This window comes from Streptomyces sp. NPDC025638 (assembly GCF_055558775.1).
This window is the reverse complement of the sequence record NZ_JBVHLX010000006.1, coordinates 110914-128148: the sequence shown is the minus strand read 5'-3', so window position 1 is coordinate 128148 and position 17235 is coordinate 110914. Positions and strand designations below refer to the sequence as shown.

Sequence of the window (17235 nt, the reverse complement as noted above, 5' to 3'; positions counted from 1 at the left end):
GTCTCCTGGGCCGTCCGGGCCTGCTGGGCCGTCTGGGTCTCCTGGGCCGTCCGGGCCTGCTGGGCCGTCTGGGTCTCCTGGGCCGTCCGGGCCTGCCGGTCCGCCTGGGCCTGCTGGGCCGCCCGGGTCTCCCAGTCCGCCCGGGTCTCCCAGGCCGACCAAGCCTCCCAAGCCGACCAAGTCTCCCAAGCCGACCAAGTCCCCCAAGCCGACCAAGTCCCCCAAGCCGTCCAAGCCGTCCAAGCCTGGCCACGAGGGCGATTGGGGCCAGGGCGACGGGCACAAGAGCTAGAAGATCACCACAAATGTTGCGGTTCTGGCCCCGGCGCGGTTGCGTCGGGGCCAGTGCTGTCGGCATACAGGGCGAGTGGCCCGGGGAGCCGGTCGAGCCGGATGTGCGCGCTGATTGTGTCGAGGACCGGCTCGGGCCCGGTCAGCGCAGTGTGGGCTGGTCGCGGGCGTCCAGCCGATGCAGGGCACTGCACATCCCGGCCCGCGGCGCGGCACTATGCGCTCGCACTGGTTCCTTCTCCTCTTCTGACTCAGGCATTGGGCGAGTGCGCAGCTTCTCCAACGCCGCGCGAAGTTCAGGCCGGCATCGGGCCGGGTGCTGATCGGAGCGGTGGCCCTGAGGCGTGGAAGACAGCCAGTGGACCCCGTGTGGACCACGATCGCCGAGAAGCGCCCGGGTCGGCATGCTGTACCCGCTCCGCTCCTGGTGGGCGGGACGGAGGTGCGTTGCCCGAGCGGCCGAAGGGAACGGTCTTGAAAACCGTCGTGGCAGCGATGTCACCGTGGGTTCAAATCCCACCGCCTCCGCACAGGTCGTAGACGTGCTGGTCAGAAGGGGTGTCCCTCAGCGAGGGGCGCCCCTTCTGCTGAGTCCTGTCTCACCTTGATCCGGCTCTGTCGTGATCATTTGAAGAGGATCAAGAGGATGACGCTGACGGTGGCCGTGTACATCCCCAGGACGATGGCCACGTTCCGTACTTCCCGCTGCCGCCGCTGTCCCGCCATGCGTTGATCGTTGCCGTTCACATCGGCAGGGTGTGCGCTTACGCCCACGCCGACGGCCTGATGGCTTCTCGTCCAGCCCGCCCACGGGCCGAAGCCGCGCCACAGCAGGTTTGCAAGAGCCGTATCACGCAGGGGCTGTGGCGTCGTGAGTTCGGGCGGTGTGGGCTGTGCTGCGCCGCTCTGTGCGTCCGCGTCTTCCTGCGGTTCGTCGGTTTTCTCTTGGGAGGTCACAGTCGCGGTCCAGCGATTGCGAGTCAAGGCGATGCTGTGTCCGGCGTTTCGGGTCCGCTGCTGCGGCACCGGCCGTCCCTTGGCCTTCAATTCCCTGCGCACATGGTGGAACAGGGAGCCCATCTGCAGAGGGTCCGGCGCACCGGGGACGCCTTCTGACAGGGCCTTCACCAGTTCGCCCGTGAAGGCGGTGAACTCCTCGCCCTCCGGGGCCCAGGCGAGTTGGGTTTCGGACGACGCGGTCATCAGATAAGTACCTTCGACGTCCGCCAGGTCCGCCACTTCGACTGCCGGATTCATGTATCCCTGTAGCGCGCGTCCGCTGTAGCAGCAGTCCAGGACGACCACCCGGCTGAGGGCGGTACATGTGTCGACCATTTCGTGCCGGAGCGAGTCATAGGGTACGGCCCGGTACAGCCGCTCGTTGTCCGACTTCGGTAGCGCCAGATGCAGGTTGCCGTTCGACGACAGCAGTCCGTGGCCCGCGAAGTACAACAGGAACGCCTCCTCCGCCGCGTTCGCCGCTGCATGGACTTCATCGAGTAGTTCCTCGTAGGAATCGGGGTTGCTCAACACCAGGCAGTGCTCCGCCGGCAGGCCCCACACCTTGGGATCCCTCAGCAGCGCAGCGAGCCGGTAGACGTTATTGCGCACCCCGGGCAGGTCGTCCAAGTGCTGGTAACGGTCCACTCCGATCAGGACCGCACGAGACGTAGTGGGATCGGGCAGACCCATCAGTCGTTCTCGGACCGCAGCAGTTCCACGATCCGGCGCACCGACTCCTCCGAACCGTCCGTTACCGTGACTGACATCCCGTCAACTGTGATGGTCACCGGAGGGGACGCAGGACGGCCGGCGCGCCAAGTGGCGTACGCCAGGGCAAGATTGGCTGCCGCGATACTTTGGTTGAGGACCAGGTCAATGACCTCCAGAGTCCCCATGAAGCCGCCCGTCTGACGCGGCGGCTGCAGCCGTACCTCGGCATGGCGCCGAAGGTCGCCGTCCTGCCGGAGCCAGCGGTAGAGATCGATGAGGGTCGTACCACCGTCATCTTCGGCAACCTTGATCTGGACCTGCATGGGACTCCCCTGCGCTGCCTCTGCCACCGCGCCTACGATAGACACATCCGATCAAGCTCGCCTGGCCAACGGGCCAACGGGCCAACGGGCCAACGGGCCAACGGGCCAGCGTCCGAGGACGACTGCTCCTGGTCCACCACCACCCCCTCGGCGCACCCCGTGCCGGCTCAGCCGCACCAAGCTCAGATGTAGCTCAGCGTTCCTCTTGTACCCTCCCCGCCCGGCAGGCCGCTCAATACGATCACCGCATGGCTCACAAGGCCCAGACCGGGCCGGTCGGCCGGGTCTGGGCGGTGAATTCGATGGGGGAACAGGCATGTTCGGAACTATGGACACCGGGGTGGTTCTGGGGACGCTCGCCGCGCTCGTTCCCGTGGTCGCGGCAGTCCTCTGGCTCGTCCGCCGCTGACCACAAGGCGCCGGCGTGGGGGATTCACGGACGGTGGCCCGTCATGCGGGCCGCCGATGCGATGGTTGCCCGTGCCTCGTGTTCGGTCAGGCCGGTGTTGAGGGCCGCGGCGATCAGGGGGGCGATCAGGGCGCGGCCGATGCCGTTCTCGTAGGCGCGGCAGGCCGCCCAGAACAGGCGGGTGTTGCGCTGGCCCTCGTGGGCGGCGAGGACGAACTGGACCAGGCCCTGGCCGCGGTCGCCGAGCGAGGGGTGCGTCGCGGCGTGGGCCGGGCGTGGCGGCGGGAGCAGCAGCCGGAGCAGCGCGGGCGGGCAGGGTGCGGGGGCCAGGTGCGCGGTGCCGGGAGCGGCGCCGTAGACGCCGTGGCCGGTGCGTGAGCCGGGGCCGACCAGGTAGCCGCCGGCGCCGCGGATGTCGATGCCGGGGGCGAGCCGGCTCGCCGAGTTGGGGACGACGACGTCGGGCGGGCCGGTCAGCCAGAGGTGGCGGCCGCCGCTCGGGGTCAGCACGACGACGGTCTCGGGGATCGTGAACAGGTGCCGCAGGGCCAGCTCGCGCAGTGCGGCCGAGGAGTCCGTGCCGGACTTGGTGTCGAGGTCGATGCCGATGAGGTGGTGCGGGGGCAGGCCGCACGCGATGCCGTAGCCGGTGGCCCAGGGCGCGGCGGAGAACAGTTCGCGGATGCGGGCCGGGTCGGACGAGGCGTCGTACACACCGTGTCCGAAGCGCCCGCATTCGCCGTGGCAGGGAGCCGGGTCGGGGTCGTCGTGGTGGGGGGAGCGCAGGGCCGGGAGCTTCGTCCGGGTCAGGGGGATGACGGCCAGTCCGCGTTCGGCGGCTGACAGGGCGTGTGCGAGGGCCAGCGTCGTGGCCTGCCGGTCGGTGGTGGCCATGGCTTCATTTTCGTACGTGCGTTCGAAAAAGGGAAGAGGGGTCGGGGGCGACTCGCCGGGGCGGCAAAGTTGGCCGGAACTGCGCTGGAACGTTTCCTCACCGGTGGCGCACGGAGTGGAGGAGGTCGTGTTGGTGATGCTTGGGGCAAGGGATTGCTAAAGGTGGCGAAAGGGGTTTATCGACATGTCATCACGCTTGAGGGCGAATCAGGGCATCCGGGGTGGTTCGCCGGGGATCCGCTGGGCAACTCTGGACTCGCGACGTCGTGCACAACCACCGGGGCGGTCGGCCAACTTCCCTGGCAGAAGCCGTACTTGAGGTACTCGACGTACTCGCGGCCAGCGGCCGACGGGTACACCGTTCTGGAGGAACAGACATGGCAAGCATCCGTACCGCCCGCGTTCTCGCCGCCGTCTCCGCGCTTCCGCTCGCAGCCGCCCTGTTCACCGGCGTCGCGGCCGCGGACAACGGCGGCTTCGCGGCCGACGGATCGAACGCGGGCGTGGCGAGCATCGTCGGCAGCGGGGTCGGCCATAACAACAGCGGCAACTCGTCCACCACACAGCAGAACGCGGCCGGCCACGGAGCCTCGAACCAGAGCAATACCGCGCAGGTCAACCGCTCCGCGTTCACGGCCATCAACCAGGGCAACGAGAACGTCCTGATCCACTTCACCAAGCTGTGGTGAGCCGCGTCTGAAATCCCTTGTGGGGTGCGCTTTTCGGGGTCGTCATGCGTCTGTGCGGCGGTGCTTCGGTGCCGCCGCACAGGCGTTTTCGCGCTCCTGGCCGACCTTGACACCCGACGGTATCTGACGGACAGTCAGAAACCGTCATTCGTACGAGGCCGGGAGGCCCCCGCCGTGCACCTCGCCCCCACCGAGCGCCAGCAGCGGCTGCGCGCCGAACTCCGCGCGTACTTCCGGGACCTGATGCCCGACGGGCCCCTTGCCGTGGACGAACAGCGGGCGCTGCTGCGCCGTATCGGCGCCGACGGCCTCCTCGGGCTCGGCTGGCCGGTCGAGTACGGCGGTCAGGGCCGCGGCGCGGACGAACAGTTCGTGTTCTTCGACGAGGCCCACCGCGCGGGCGCCCCCGTCTCGATGGTCACCCTGAACACGGTCGGGCCCACCCTGATGAAGTACGGGAGCGAGCGGCAGAAGGCCTGGTTCCTGCCCAGGATCCTGCGCGGCGAGCTGGTCTTCGCGATCGGCTACAGCGAGCCGTCCGCCGGGACCGACCTGGCGTCGCTGCGGACACGGGCCGTGCGCGACGGCGACGGCTGGGTGGTGTACGGCCAGAAGATCTTCACCTCGGGCGCCCAGCACGCCGACTGGATCTGGCTCGCCTGCCGCACCGACCCTGCGGCGGACAGACACCGCGGCATCTCGATCCTCCTCGTTCCCACCGACGCGCCCGGGTTCTCCTGGACGCCGATCGAGACGGTGGGCGGGCAGACGACCACGGCCACCTACTACGACGGAGTCCGGGTCCCCGCCGGGAACCTCGTCGGCACCGAGAACGACGGCTGGTCGCTCATCACCAACCAGCTCAACCACGAGCGGGTCGCCCTCGCGGCCATCGGTATGCAGGCCGAGGACTTCCACGCGGCCGTGCTCCGCGCCGCCCGTGCCCCGGATCCGGTGACCGGAAGGCGCCGGATCGACGAGCCGTGGGTGCGCGCGCAGCTGGCCGAGGCGCACGCCCGGCTGGCGGCGACGCGCCTGCTCAACTGGCGCCTGGTGGGCGACGTCGGCGCGGGCCGGCTCGCGCCGGGCGACGCGAGCGGAGTGAAGGTCGCGGGCACCGAATCGGCGGTGGCGGTGTACCGCATCTGCCAGCACGTCCTCGGGACGGACGGGCTGGCGGGACTGGTGCGTGCGGGCTCCCCGGGCGCGTTCGGGGACGGCGGGATCGAGCGGCTGAACCGGGCGGCGCAGATCAACACGTTCGGGGGCGGGGTGAGCGAGGTGCAGCGGGAGATCGTCGCGACGATGCGGCTCGGGATGACGAGGGGGCGGCGGTGAGCGACGGACCGGACGAGCCGGACGCGCGGCTCAAGGAGCACGATGAGCCTGACGCACGGCTCAAGGAACACGATGAGCCTGACGCACGGCTCAAGGAACACGATGCGCCAGATGCGCGGGTCAAGGAGCAGAACGAGCCGGACGCACGGTTCGTGGAGAAGGAGTACGACGACGAGCTGTACGCACGGCTCAAGCAGTACGAGGGGCGGGCGGCCGCCGTCGCCTGCGTGGGCAAGGACCCGGTCAACGTGCCGATGATCCGGCACTGGTGCGAGGCGATGGGCGACATGAACCCGGCCTACGAGGGCCCGGACGCCGTAGCCCCGCCCACCATGCTCCAGGCCTGGACGATGGGCGGCCTCTCCGGCCACGAGGGGCGCACCCCCGCGTTCGACGAGCTGATGACCCTCCTCGACGACGCGGGCTGCGTCTCGGTCGTCGCCACCGACTCCGAACAGGAGTATCTGCGGCCCCTGCGGCCCGGGGACGAGGTCACGTTCGACACGGTGATCGAGTCGGTGTCGGAGCGGAAGACGACGAAGCTCGGCACGGGGTACTTCATCACGACCCGCATGGACGTGCGGGTCGGCACGGAACTCGCGGGCACGCACCGCTTCCGCATCCTCAAGTACGCCCCGTCCCGCCGCGCACAGCGGGCCCCGCGCGCCCGGCGTCCCCGCCCGGTGGTCAACCGGGACAACGCCGGCTTCTGGGAGGGCGTCGCACGGCACCGACTGCTCGTCCAGCGCTGCGTCGGCTGCGGCACGCTGCGCCACCCCTGGCTGCCGGGCTGCAACACCTGCGGCTGCCCGGACTGGGACACGGTCGAGGCGAGCGGCGAGGGCACGGTCCATTCGTACGTCGTGATGCACCACCCGCCGTTCCCGGCCTTCGACCCTCCCTATGCGGTGGGGCTGATCGAGCTCGTGGAGGGCGTGCGGATGATCAGCAACGTGGTGGGGGTGCCGTACGACAAGGTGCGCATCGGTCTGCCGGTCCGGGTGGAGTTCCGGACCTACGAGGACGAGGAGGGCGCACTGGTCCTGCCGGTGTTCCGGGTCACCGAGGGCGGGGCCTGACATGGACTTCACGCCCACGGAGGAACAGGCCGAGGCCCGCGACCTGGCCGCCCGGATCTTCGGCGACCTCGCGACGCACGAGCGGCTCGAAGCCACCGGCACGGGCAGCGACCCCGAGCTGTGGAAGGCGCTGTGCGGGGCGGGCCTGGTGAGCGCGGTGGCGGAGCTGGGCCTGCTCGGGCTGGTGCTGCTGCTGGAGGAACAGGGCCGTACGACGGCCCAGGTGCCGTATGCGGCGAGCTGTGTCCACGGGCTGCTCGCCCTCACCGCCCACGGCACAGCGGAGCAACGGGAGCGGCTGCTGCCGGGCGTCGGGGACGGTTCCGTGGTGGTGAGCGGGGCGCTTCCGGCGCGGGGAGGGGTACGGGCCTCGGCCCGGGGCGGGGTACGTGCCTCGGCTCAAGGCGGGGTACGGGACCTGGCTCGGGGCACGTTGACCGGCACCGTCCCCGTCGTCCCCTGGCTGCGGGATGCCACGCACGTCCTCGTCGCCGACGCCGGCCGGCGGCTGTGGCTGGCCCCTCTCGCGGAGGGCACCACGGTGACGCCGGTCGAGCTGACCGCGCCCTGGTCGGCCGGGCGCCTCACCCTCGACGACGCGCCCGCGGAACGGCTCGGCGGCCAGGACGCCTACGCCGATGTCCTCGCCACCGCCCGCACCGCCTTCGCCGGGCTGCAGGCCGGGGTGTGTGCCGGGTCGCTCGCGCGGGCCGTGGCGCATGTGAACGGCCGGGAGCAGTTCGGCCGCCCGCTCGCCACCCGGCAGGCGGTCCAACTACGCGCCGCCGACGCGTACATGGACGCGGAAGCGATACGGGTGACGGCGTACGAGGCGGCCTGGCGGCGCGACATGGGGCTCCCCTACGACACGCACGCGCTGACCGCCGCCTGGTGGGCGTCCGAGGCGGGGCAGCGGGTCGTCCACACGGGCCAGCATCTGCACGGCGGTACGGGCGCCGACCTCGGTCATCCGGTGCACCGGCACTTCCTGTGGGGGCGGCAGCTGGACGCCTATCTGGGATGCGGGGGCGAAGTGCTGCAGGAGCTGGGGGAGTTGATCGCGAATGCGGAGTGAGGGCATGACCGTGCCGGCGGCGGGCGCGGAGCTGCCGCCGCTGGAGATCCCGATCACACGGACCCTGATCGTGGCCGGCGCGATCGCGTCCCGCGACTACCAGGACGTCCACCACGACGCCGAACTGGCCCGGCAGAAGGGCTCCCCGGACGTCTTCATGAACATCCTGACGACGAACGGCCTGGTCGGCAGGTACATCACGGACCACTTCGGTCCGACGGCCGTGCTCCGCAAGGTCGCCATCCGGCTGGGGGCGCCCAACTACCCGGGAGACACCATGGTGTTGACCGGCCGGATCGAGGAGGTGGACGGCGACACCGCCACCGTCCGGGTGACCGGCTCCAACGGCATCGGCAGACATGTGACGGGCACGGTGACGGTCACCGTGAGGGTCGCCGTACCGGCGGAGGGCGGCGCGCGATGAGCGTACGCAGCCGGGACACGCTCGGCGGACGCGCGGCGATCGTCGGCATCGGTGCCACCGAGTTCTCCAAGGACTCGGGGCGCAGCGAGCTGCGGCTGGCGGTGGAGGCGGTGCGGGCCGCGCTCGACGACGCGGGGCTGACCCCCCAGGACGTGGACGGTCTGGTGACGTTCACGATGGACACCAGCCCGGAGATCACCGTGGCCCAGGCCTGCGGGATGGGCGAGCTGTCCTTCTTCTCCCGGGTCCACTACGGCGGCGGGGCGGCCTGCGCGACCGTGCAGCAGGCGGCGCTCGCCGTGGCGACGGGCGTGGCGGAGGTGGTGGTCTGCTACCGGGCGTTCAACGAGCGGTCGGGGCGGAGATTCGGCTCGGGCGTGCAGCACCGGGAGCCGTCGGCGGAGGGTGCGGCGCTCGGTTGGGCGCTGCCGTTCGGACTGCTCACCCCGGCGTCCTGGGTGGCCATGGCGGCACAGCGCTATCTGCACGCGTACGGGCTGACCCCGGAGGCGTTCGGGCAGGTGGCCGTCGTGGACCGCAAGTACGCGGCGACCAACCCGGCGGCGTACTTCCACGGCCGCCCGATCACGCTCGCCGACCACGCGGCCTCGCGCTGGATCGTGGAGCCGCTGAGGCTGCTGGACTGCTGTCAGGAGACGGACGGCGGCCAGGCGCTCGTCGTCACCTCCGTGGAACGGGCCCGCGACCTGCCCCGCCCGCCCGCGGTGATCGCGGCCGCCGCGCAGGGGGCCGGCCGTGCCCAGGAGCAGATGACGAGCTTCTACCGCGACGACCTGACCGGCCTGCCGGAGATGGGGGTGGTGGCCAGGCAGCTGTGGCGCACCTCCGGGCTGGCCCCGGCCGACATCGACGTGGGCATCCTGTACGACCACTTCACCCCGTTCGTCCTCATGCAGCTGGAGGAGTTCGGGTTCTGCGGACGGGGCGAGGCGGCGGACTTCGTGGCCGAGGAGCGGCTGCCCCTCAACACGCACGGGGGACAGCTCGGGGAGGCCTACCTCCACGGTATGAACGGCGTGGCGGAGGGGGTACGCCAGGTGCGGGGCACGGCGGTGAACCGGGTACCGGGGGCGGACCGGGTCCTGGTGACGGCGGGGACGGGGGTGCCCACGTCGGGGCTGGTCCTCGCGGCCGACGGCTGAGCCCTCAGGGGTAAACCCGTAGTAGCGGATGCCCGGCACTCCACCTTCAGGAGGTGTAGGTGCCCCCACTCCTACAACCTGAGGGGGACTCGGCTTCGGGACCTGGGACCGATCCGCCGCGCGGGGGGTCGCTCATAGCGTGGAGCCATGACCACACCCGTCTGCACAAGCGCGTCGGACGCCGCCGCATCGGTGAGGCAGACCCTCCCCCCGTCCCGGCTCCGCACGACCGGGGGGACCCCCACGTACCCGTCGTTCGCGTCGTATGTGAGGGCCCGCCATCCGGTGCTGCTGCGTACCGCACGGTCGCTGACCGCGAACCCGAGCGACGCGGAGGACCTGCTGCAGACCGCGCTCACCAAGACCTATGTCGCCTGGGAGCGGATCGAGGACCACCGGGCGCTAGACGGCTATGTGCGCCGGGCGCTGCTGAACACGCGGACCTCGCAGTGGCGCAAGCGCAAGGTCGACGAGTTCGTGTGCGACGAGCTGCCCGAGCCGGAGCCGGTGCCCGGCGGGGACGACCCCGCGGAGCGGCAGGCGCTGCACGACGCGATGTGGCGGGCGATCGCGAAGCTGCCGGCCCGGCAGCGGGCGATGGTCGTCCTGCGGTACTACGAGGACCTGAGCGAGGCCCAGACGGCCGAGGTGCTCGGGGTGTCGGTGGGGACGGTGAAGTCGGCGGTGTCGCGGGCGCTCGGCAAGCTGCGCGAGGACCCGGAGCTCGACCTGGTGCGATAGGCGCGCGCGACCCTTCCGAAGCACTCGCGCGGCCCTCCCGAAGCACGCGCGCGACCTCCCGAAGCCCACGAGTTTTCCTGCCCCTAGTGACATACCGCGCGGTATGTGCGCAGAATCAGCGCAGCCCTTACCACCGCGTAGGCAAAGTCGCCCCGGGAGGACTCCGTGCTGAGCACCATGCAGGACGTACCGCTGACCGTCACCCGCATCCTTGTGCACGGTGTGCTGGTGCACGGACAGTCCCAGATCACCACCTGGACCGGGGAGGGCGAACCGCAGCGGCGCAGCTTCGCCGAGGCGGGCACCCGCGCGGTGCAGCTCGCGAACGCCCTGCGGGACGACCTCGGCATCCGGGCCGACGACCGGGTCGCCACGCTGATGTGGAACAACGCCGAGCACGTCGAGGCGTACTTCGCGATCCCCTCCATGGGTGCGGTGCTGCACACGCTCAACCTCCGCCTGCCGGCCGAGCAGCTGGCCTGGATCGTCAACCACGCCGCCGACCGCGTGATCATCGTCAACGGCTCGCTGATCCCGCTGCTCGCGCCGCTGCTGCCGAGGCTGACGAGCGTCGAGCACATCGTCGTCTCCGGTCCCGGCGACCGCTCCCCGCTCGCCGGCGCCGCGGCGCAGGTGCACGAGTACGAGGAGCTGATCGCGGACAAGCCGACGACGTTCGACTGGCCGGAGATCGACGAACGCCAGGCCGCCGCCATGTGCTACACCTCCGGCACCACCGGCGACCCCAAGGGCGTGGTCTACAGCCACCGTTCGATCTATCTGCACTCCATGCAGGTCAACATGACCGAGTCCATGGGGCTGACCGACCAGGACACCTCGCTCGTCGTGGTCCCCCAGTTCCACGTCAACGCCTGGGGCCTGCCGCACGCCACCTTCATGACCGGCGTCAACATGCTGATGCCGGACCGCTTCCTGCAGCCGGCCCCGCTCGCCGAGATGATCGAGAGCGAGAAGCCGACCCACGCGGCCGCCGTCCCCACCATCTGGCAGGGCCTGCTGGCCGAGCTGACCGCCAAGCCCCGGGACGTCTCCTCGCTCACCCAGGTCACCATCGGCGGCTCGGCCTGTCCGCCCTCCCTCATGAAGGCCTTCGACGAGCTCGGCATGCGGGTCTGCCACGCCTGGGGCATGACCGAGACCTCCCCGCTGGGCACGGTGGCCCGCCCGCCGGCCCACGCGGTCGGTACGGAGGAGGAGTTCGCCTACCGCCTCACCCAGGGCCGCTTCCCGGCCGCCGTCGAGGCCCGCCTCACCGGCCCCGGCGGCGAGCGCCTCCCCTGGGACGGCGAGTCGGCCGGCGAGCTGGAGGTGCGCGGCCCGTGGATCGCGGGCGCCTACTACAACGGCCCCGACGCCGAACCGCTCCGCCCGGCCGACAAGTTCAGCGAGGACGGCTGGCTCAAGACGGGTGACGTCGGCGTCATCAGCCCCGACGGCTTCCTCACCCTCACCGACCGCGCCAAGGATGTGATCAAGTCCGGCGGCGAGTGGATCTCCTCGGTCGACCTGGAGAACGCCCTGATGTCCCACCCGGACGTCGCCGAGGCCGCCGTGGTCGCCGTCCCCGACGACAAGTGGGGCGAGCGCCCGCTGGCCACGATCGTCCTGAGGGAGGGCTCCAGCGCCGACTTCGCGACCCTGCGCACCTTCCTCGCGGAGGAGGGGAAGATCGCCAAGTGGCAGCTCCCCGAGCGCTGGACGCTCATCGAGGCGGTGCCGAAGACGAGCGTGGGCAAGTTCGACAAGAAGGTGCTGCGCAGGCGGTACGCCGAGGGCGACCTGGACGTGACCAAGCTCGGCTGACGCCCTTCCGTACGGCGCGTACGACCGACAGCCCCTGGCCTGCGCCGGGGGCTGTTCGTCAGGCGGGGGTTTCGGAGGAGGGCGGGAGCGGGTCGGATACGAACCAGCCTCGCTGAGGGACGGTGAACACCCAGCCCTCGTCGGCCAGCAGGGCCAAGCCCCTCCTGACGGTCGTCCGTGCGATCCCGTACCGCTGCACGAGCTGGGCCTCGCTCGGCAGCATCCGCCCCGGCTGCCAGTCCCCACGTCGAATCTGCGCACGCAGGATTTCCGCAAGCTGCCGGTACGGCGTCAGAGGTGCACCGTGATCGATCTCAGCGTCGGGGTTCATGGAGTCGACGCTAGGCAAGGGGACTGATGCACGCTCTTTGAGATACGTATCGCGACGTAGCGATACAAGGCGCTACCATCGCCGTCGTGAAAGCGCCCCGGCGGGAAGTGTGGAGCTTCCATGCCGGGGCTGAGCCGACTGCAACGGAGTCGACCGGTGCGCACCCTACTCGTCACGATCCTGCGATTTCTGCTCCCCGCTCGTGGAGCCCACCGGGCCGAGGGGCCCGTGTCCGCTCCCTCTTTTGGTCACCGCCCCGCCCCGACCACGCCGCGGTCCCAGTCCCTCGTCTTCGTCGACGGTCTGCCCCTCGTCCGCCCCTATGTCGCCCTCTGGGAACGCGAGCGCGACGAACTGGAGCGGCACCGGCTGCGACGCGAACGGCGCCGCGCTGCCCTTCTGGCGACCATGGGCCAGGACTACATCCCCGTGGAGGTCGCCGTATGAGCACACACCGCCTCCGCAGCCTCGGCGTCGACCCGGTCACCGGAAAGGCGGTCTACGCCGCGGAATCCGGTGGTTTCCTGGCGGCGCTCGCCGATGCCCACGCCGTGCGCGCCGCGGCCGCCCTGCTTGCCGTCGTGGGCGCCGTACTGGAGGCCGACCGGGCATCCGACGCCGAACTCGCCGCGTTCGTACGGCCGTTGTTCGACGCTCTCGCGGAGTGCGTCGTGATGGTGGCGGCGGGCCGGGAGTAGAACCCCGCGCCCCTTTCTAGTTCGTACCGATCCTCGACAGCAGGTCGACGATGCGGCTCTGCACCTCGCCGCTGGTCGACCGCTCCGCGAGGAACAGCACCGTCTCGCCGGAGGCGAGCCGCGGCAGGTCGGCCTGGTCGACGGCGGCGGTGTAGACGACGAGCGGGGTGCGGTTGAGCTGCCCGTTCGCGCGCAGCCAGTCGATGATCCCGGGGAACCCGGCCTGGCGCCGGTGCACCTGCATCAGGTCCATCACGACCAGGTTCGGCCTGAGCTGCCCGGCCAGCGTCACCGCGTCGGCATCGCTCGCCGCCCGCGCGACCTGCATCCCGCGCCGCTCCAGCGTCGAGGTCAGCGCCAGCGCGATCTCCGCGTGCTCCTCGATGAGCAGGACCCGCGGCGGGTGCTGCTCACTGTCCCGCGGGGCGAGCGCCTTCAGCAGTACGGCGGGGTCGGCGCCGTACGCCGCCTCGCGCGTCGCCTGCCCGAGCCCGGCCGTCACCAGCACCGGCACCTCCGCCGCCACGGCGGCCTGCCGCAGCGACTGCAGCGCGGTACGTGTGATCGGCCCGGTCAGCGGGTCCACGAACAGCGCGGCCGGGAACGCGGCGATCTGCGCGTCGACCTCCTCGCGGGAGTGCACGATCACGGGACGGTAGCCGCGGTCGCTGAGCGCCTGCTGGGTGGTGACGTCCGGCGCGGGCCACACCAGCAGCCGCCGCGGGTTGTCCAGCGGCTCCGGCGGCAGCTCGTCGTCCATCGGCTGCGGACGCGGCGGGTCCGCGACCTCGATCGCGCCGCCCGGCCCGTCCAGCGGTTCGGGACCCTCGGCGGCGTTCTCGTCCGGGGCGCCTATGGCGTACGACCGTCCGGCACCCTCGGTGGTGGCCGGGGCGAGCCGGGACTGCCCGGCGAGGGACTGTCCGGCCAGGGGCGGCTGCGCTGGCGGTTGCTCGGCCGGCGGGTGCGGGCGGGCCCCCTGCTCCTGGCGCTGCTCCTGGCGTGCGGCCGGGTCGGGCGGTGTGCCCAGCTTGCGACGGCGGCCGGAACCGCCCGGCGTCTGCGGGGGCGGGGTGGCCGTGGGCTGCTGCACCTGCGCCGCCTGCCGGCTGAACGGCACGCCCTGCCCCAGGGTGCGCACGCTGATCGCCCGCCCCTGCGTCGAGTTCGGGTCGACGGGGGCGGCCGCCTCGGCGGGCAACGGCTGCGCGGCACGTTGCTGCGCGGCGGACTGCGCCGGCGGGAGCGGGGTGCCGGCGCCGGGGGTGTCGGTGCCGTTCGGAGAGGCGGCGGCACCGATCGGCTTGCCCGGGGCCGGGGCCGGGGCCGGGGTCGCCTGGGCGGCGGGGGCCACGGGTGCCGTGGGCGCCGCGGGGGCCTGACCGGGGGCGGCCGGTGTGCCGCCCGCCTCCGCGGGGAGCGGCAGGGCCTGGCCGACGGTGCCCTGCGCGGGCACGCCCTGCGCGGGCGTCCCGGACATCTCGGCCGGCTGGGCCACGGCCCGTCGGCGGCGGCCCGTCGGCGCGGTGGTGGGGTGCGGCTGGGGCGGCGTGTGGTCCTCGGCCTGGTCGTGCGGTACGGCGTCGTGCCGCCCGTTGTCGCCGGGGGCACCGACCGGGGCGCCCTCGCCCGGCACCGGAGCCTGCATCTGGGCCGGGACCGGGATCGGAGCCGGAACCGGGGCGGGCACCTGCCCGTCCGCGCCTTCGGCGACGGGCACGGGCGTGGGCTCGGACCCGGGCGAGCGGTCGGCCTCGGCCGGCGGCAGCGCGAAGACCGTACGGGCCCCCGCCTCCTGCGCGGCGGCACGCTCCGCCGCGGCGGCCAGCGCACGACGGCGGCGCCCGCTGGGCTGGGCACCGTCGGCCGGGACAGGATCAGCTCCGGTCTCCGGGGCGGCGGTGGGCGCGGGCAGTGCGGGCGGCAGGGCGGCCTGCGCCTCCCCGGCGTCGCGCCGGGCACGCCGTCCGCTGGGCACGGGCACGCCCTGCGGCGGTACCGTCCCGCCCAGCCCGCTGCCCACGGCGGCCGTTCCCGCCGCGTGCTCGGCCGCCATCACGACGGCACCCTCGGCCACGTCCTCGCCCTGGCCACCGGCGGCGTCCTCGGCGGGCCTGCCGCGCCGTCGCCCGGTGCCGCCGGAGGCCTCCGTGGCCTCGGCCGCGACCAGCTCCGGCTCGTCGGCCGCACGCCTCCTGCGTCGCCCGGTCGGTGCGTGCGCATCCGCCTCGGTGGCGTCGGACCGGCCGGGAACCTCGCTCTCCAGGAAGGCGTCCACGGAGTTCCGCCGGGCCCGCCGCCGGCCTCCGCCGGAGGTCTGCCCGGCCGGGGCGCCCGCCTCGGAGCCATCTTCCTCGGCAGCTGCCACGGCGGGAGCCGGAGCCGCGACGGCCCCGGCGCCGCCCCCGAGCGGCACCTCAAGGACATACGCGCTGCCGCTCATGCCCGGCACCTCGTGCGTCTGCAGCACACCACCGTGCGCCCGCACGATCCCGCGCACGATCGGCTCGTGCACCGGGTCTCCCCCGGCGTACGGCCCGCGTACCTCGATGCGTACGACCTCGCCGCGCTGCGCGGCCGCCACGACGACCGTGTTGTCCATGTAACCGCCCGCCGACACGGGCGCGTTGCCGGTCGCGTCGACACCGGCCACGTCCGCGACGAGATGCGCGAGCGCCGTGGCGAGCCGCTGCGGGTCCACCTCCGCCTCGATGGGCGGCGCGTGCACCGCGAACTGCACCCGCCCCGGCCCGATCAGTTCGACGGCCCCCTCGACTCCGGCGGCGACGACGGCGTCGAGCATCACCTTCGTACGGGTGATGTCCTCCGTGCCCGCGTCCAGCCGCTGGTAGCCGAGGACGTTGTCGATGAGCTGGGTGATGCGCGAATAGCCGGCGGAGAGGTGGTGGAGCACCTGGTTGGCCTCGGGCCACAGCTGTCCCGCGTCGTCCGCGGCGAGGGCGGCCAGCTCGCGGCGCAGCTCGTCCAGCGGTCCGCGCAGTGAGCCCGCGAGCAGCGTGAGCAACTGCTCGTGCCGCCCGGCCAGGGCCTCGTACCGGTCCTTCTCCCGCTCGCCGAGCGCGGCGTACCGCTCCTCGCCGGCCGCGAGCTCCTCCGCGTGCTGCTCGCGCAGCCCGTCGAGCTCGGTCACATGCTTCTGGCGCAGCGCGGTGAGGTCGGAGGCGTGCTCCTCGGAGAGCCGCTCCAGCTCCTCGGCGTACGTCTTCTCCTGCGCCGCCTTCTCGTCGGCCAGGGCGTCGTAGGGCCGCCGGTCGGTGAAGGTCATCACGGCGCCGACGAGCTGGTCGCCGTCGCGCACGGGCGCGGTCGTCAGGTCGACCGACACCTTGTCGCCGCTCTTCGCGTACAGCATCTGGCCGCGCACCCGGTGCTTGCGTCCGGAGCGCAGGGTGTCGGCGAGCGGGGACTCCTCGTACGGGAAGGGCGAGCCGTCGGCGCGGGAGTGCAGGACGAGGGTGTGCAGTTCCTTGCCGCCGAGTTCACCGGCCCGGTAACCCAGTATCTGGGCGGCGGCCGGGTTGACGAGGACGATCCGCCCGTCGGTGTCCGTGCCGACGACGCCCTCGGACGCGGCCCGCAGGATCATCTCGGTCTGCCGCTGCGAACGGGCGAGCTCGGCCTCGGTGTCGACGGTCCCGGACAGATCGCGTACGACGAGCATCAGCAGCTCGTCGCCGGTGTAGCCGTAACCGTCGTACGCCTGCTGCCCGTTCTCCAGGTTCGCGCTGGTGACCTCGACCGGGAACTCGGTGCCGTCGGTCCGGCGGGCGATCATCCGCGTCGGCTTGGTCCGCCCGCGCGGGTCCATGTGGTCGGGCCGCCTCATCGAGCCCGGGATCAGCTTGGAGTCGAACTGGGGCAGCAGATCCAGCAGCCCGCGCCCGACCAGAGCCGTACCCGGAGTCTCGAACGCCTCCAGCGCGATCGTGTTCGCGTTGACGACCGTCCCATTGGCGTTGACCAGTACCAACGCGTCGGGAAGCGCGTCGAGTATGGCTGCGAGGCGAGCAGCGCCTCGGGATGGCCTGCTGCTCACGAGACGCTTCCTCCCTGTTACCGCACCTTGCCGACCGCTCGGGCCATCTTGCCAACCGGCCCGCAACGTGTCACGCGAGGGAGTCTAAGGGCAGCGATTGCGCTATCGGCGCCGGATGAGAGGGAGGTCGCACGAGGAAGTGAGGGGGAACGTGTGACCACGTGCTCCGGCTGCGTAAGACCTTCG

15 protein-coding genes and 1 tRNA gene are annotated in these 17235 nt (G+C 72.0%); 11 read left to right on the top strand and 5 right to left on the bottom strand.

All coding sequences use genetic code 11. The annotated features are described in order from the left end of the window. Positions 1–729: 729 nt before the first annotated feature. Positions 730–819: transfer RNA gene (locus tag ACZ4EG_RS17610), tRNA-Ser, on the top strand. A gap of 96 nt (positions 820–915) precedes the next feature. On the opposite strand, the gene ACZ4EG_RS17605 is transcribed toward ACZ4EG_RS17610, so the two are convergent. From ACZ4EG_RS17605 to ACZ4EG_RS17595, 3 genes are all read right to left on the bottom strand, one after another. After that, on the bottom strand, positions 916–1983 hold the full coding sequence (locus ACZ4EG_RS17605) for a caspase family protein (protein ID WP_467791188.1): 1068 nt from the start codon (positions 1981–1983) through the stop codon (positions 916–918). Next, positions 1983–2327, bottom strand: a complete 345-nt coding sequence (locus tag ACZ4EG_RS17600; RefSeq protein WP_453556565.1) for an effector-associated constant component EACC1 — start codon at positions 2325–2327, stop codon at positions 1983–1985. Before ACZ4EG_RS17600 ends, ACZ4EG_RS17605 begins: the two co-directional genes overlap by 1 nt. Positions 2328–2760: 433 nt before the next feature. Next, positions 2761–3630: a bifunctional DNA primase/polymerase gene (locus ACZ4EG_RS17595; protein ID WP_467791187.1), complete on the bottom strand. Its 870-nt coding sequence runs from the start codon at positions 3628–3630 to the stop codon at positions 2761–2763. 377 nt (positions 3631–4007) lie between these two features. Here ACZ4EG_RS17595 and ACZ4EG_RS17590 point away from each other — a divergent pair, with 377 nt between their 5' ends. From ACZ4EG_RS17590 to ACZ4EG_RS17555, 8 genes are all read left to right on the top strand, one after another. After that, positions 4008–4319: a hypothetical protein gene (locus ACZ4EG_RS17590; RefSeq protein WP_363299539.1), complete on the top strand. Its 312-nt coding sequence runs from the start codon at positions 4008–4010 to the stop codon at positions 4317–4319. A 174-nt stretch (positions 4320–4493) separates the two neighbouring features. Beyond that, on the top strand, positions 4494–5657 hold the full coding sequence (locus tag ACZ4EG_RS17585; RefSeq protein WP_467791186.1) for an acyl-CoA dehydrogenase family protein: 1164 nt from the start codon (positions 4494–4496) through the stop codon (positions 5655–5657). A 152-nt stretch (positions 5658–5809) separates the two neighbouring features. After that, positions 5810–6736 (top strand): bifunctional MaoC family dehydratase N-terminal/OB-fold nucleic acid binding domain-containing protein, encoded by a 927-nt coding sequence (locus ACZ4EG_RS17580; protein WP_467791373.1) that lies wholly within the window; start codon positions 5810–5812, stop codon positions 6734–6736. A gap of 1 nt (position 6737) precedes the next feature. Then, on the top strand, positions 6738–7811 hold the full coding sequence (locus ACZ4EG_RS17575) for an acyl-CoA dehydrogenase family protein (protein WP_467791185.1): 1074 nt from the start codon (positions 6738–6740) through the stop codon (positions 7809–7811). Between the two features lie 4 nt (positions 7812–7815). Continuing rightward, the gene (locus ACZ4EG_RS17570) at positions 7816–8235 is read left to right on the top strand and encodes a MaoC family dehydratase (protein ID WP_467791184.1); all 420 of its coding nucleotides are present in this window, start codon (positions 7816–7818) and stop codon (positions 8233–8235) included. Further along, positions 8232–9398 carry a lipid-transfer protein gene (locus ACZ4EG_RS17565; protein ID WP_453556585.1) on the top strand — a complete coding sequence of 389 codons (1167 nt, stop codon included), beginning with the start codon at positions 8232–8234 and terminating at the stop codon, positions 9396–9398. Before ACZ4EG_RS17570 ends, ACZ4EG_RS17565 begins: the two co-directional genes overlap by 4 nt. A gap of 147 nt (positions 9399–9545) precedes the next feature. Further along, positions 9546–10139 carry a SigE family RNA polymerase sigma factor gene (locus tag ACZ4EG_RS17560; RefSeq protein WP_453556587.1) on the top strand — a complete coding sequence of 198 codons (594 nt, stop codon included), beginning with the start codon at positions 9546–9548 and terminating at the stop codon, positions 10137–10139. A 177-nt stretch (positions 10140–10316) separates the two neighbouring features. Beyond that, a complete protein-coding gene (locus ACZ4EG_RS17555; RefSeq protein WP_467791372.1) occupies positions 10317–11963 on the top strand; it encodes a long-chain fatty acid--CoA ligase in 1647 nt (548 codons plus the stop codon). Between the two features lie 58 nt (positions 11964–12021). Here the strand turns inward: ACZ4EG_RS17555 and ACZ4EG_RS17550 are convergent, their stop codons facing one another. After that, positions 12022–12294, bottom strand: a complete 273-nt coding sequence (locus ACZ4EG_RS17550) for a GntR family transcriptional regulator (protein ID WP_467791183.1) — start codon at positions 12292–12294, stop codon at positions 12022–12024. Positions 12295–12450: 156 nt separating this feature from the next. On the opposite strand from ACZ4EG_RS17550, the gene ACZ4EG_RS17545 reads away from it, so the two are divergent. Together ACZ4EG_RS17545 and ACZ4EG_RS17540 are read left to right on the top strand one after the other, a co-directional pair. Continuing rightward, positions 12451–12741, top strand: a complete 291-nt coding sequence (locus ACZ4EG_RS17545) for a hypothetical protein (protein WP_467791182.1) — start codon at positions 12451–12453, stop codon at positions 12739–12741. Then, positions 12738–12992 (top strand): hypothetical protein, encoded by a 255-nt coding sequence (locus tag ACZ4EG_RS17540; protein ID WP_467791181.1) that lies wholly within the window; start codon positions 12738–12740, stop codon positions 12990–12992. Before ACZ4EG_RS17545 ends, ACZ4EG_RS17540 begins: the two co-directional genes overlap by 4 nt. 16 nt (positions 12993–13008) lie before the next feature. On the opposite strand, the gene ACZ4EG_RS17535 is transcribed toward ACZ4EG_RS17540, so the two are convergent. Continuing rightward, a complete protein-coding gene (locus ACZ4EG_RS17535) occupies positions 13009–17049 on the bottom strand; it encodes a hybrid sensor histidine kinase/response regulator (RefSeq protein WP_467791180.1) in 4041 nt (1346 codons plus the stop codon). Positions 17050–17235: the final 186 nt, after the last annotated feature.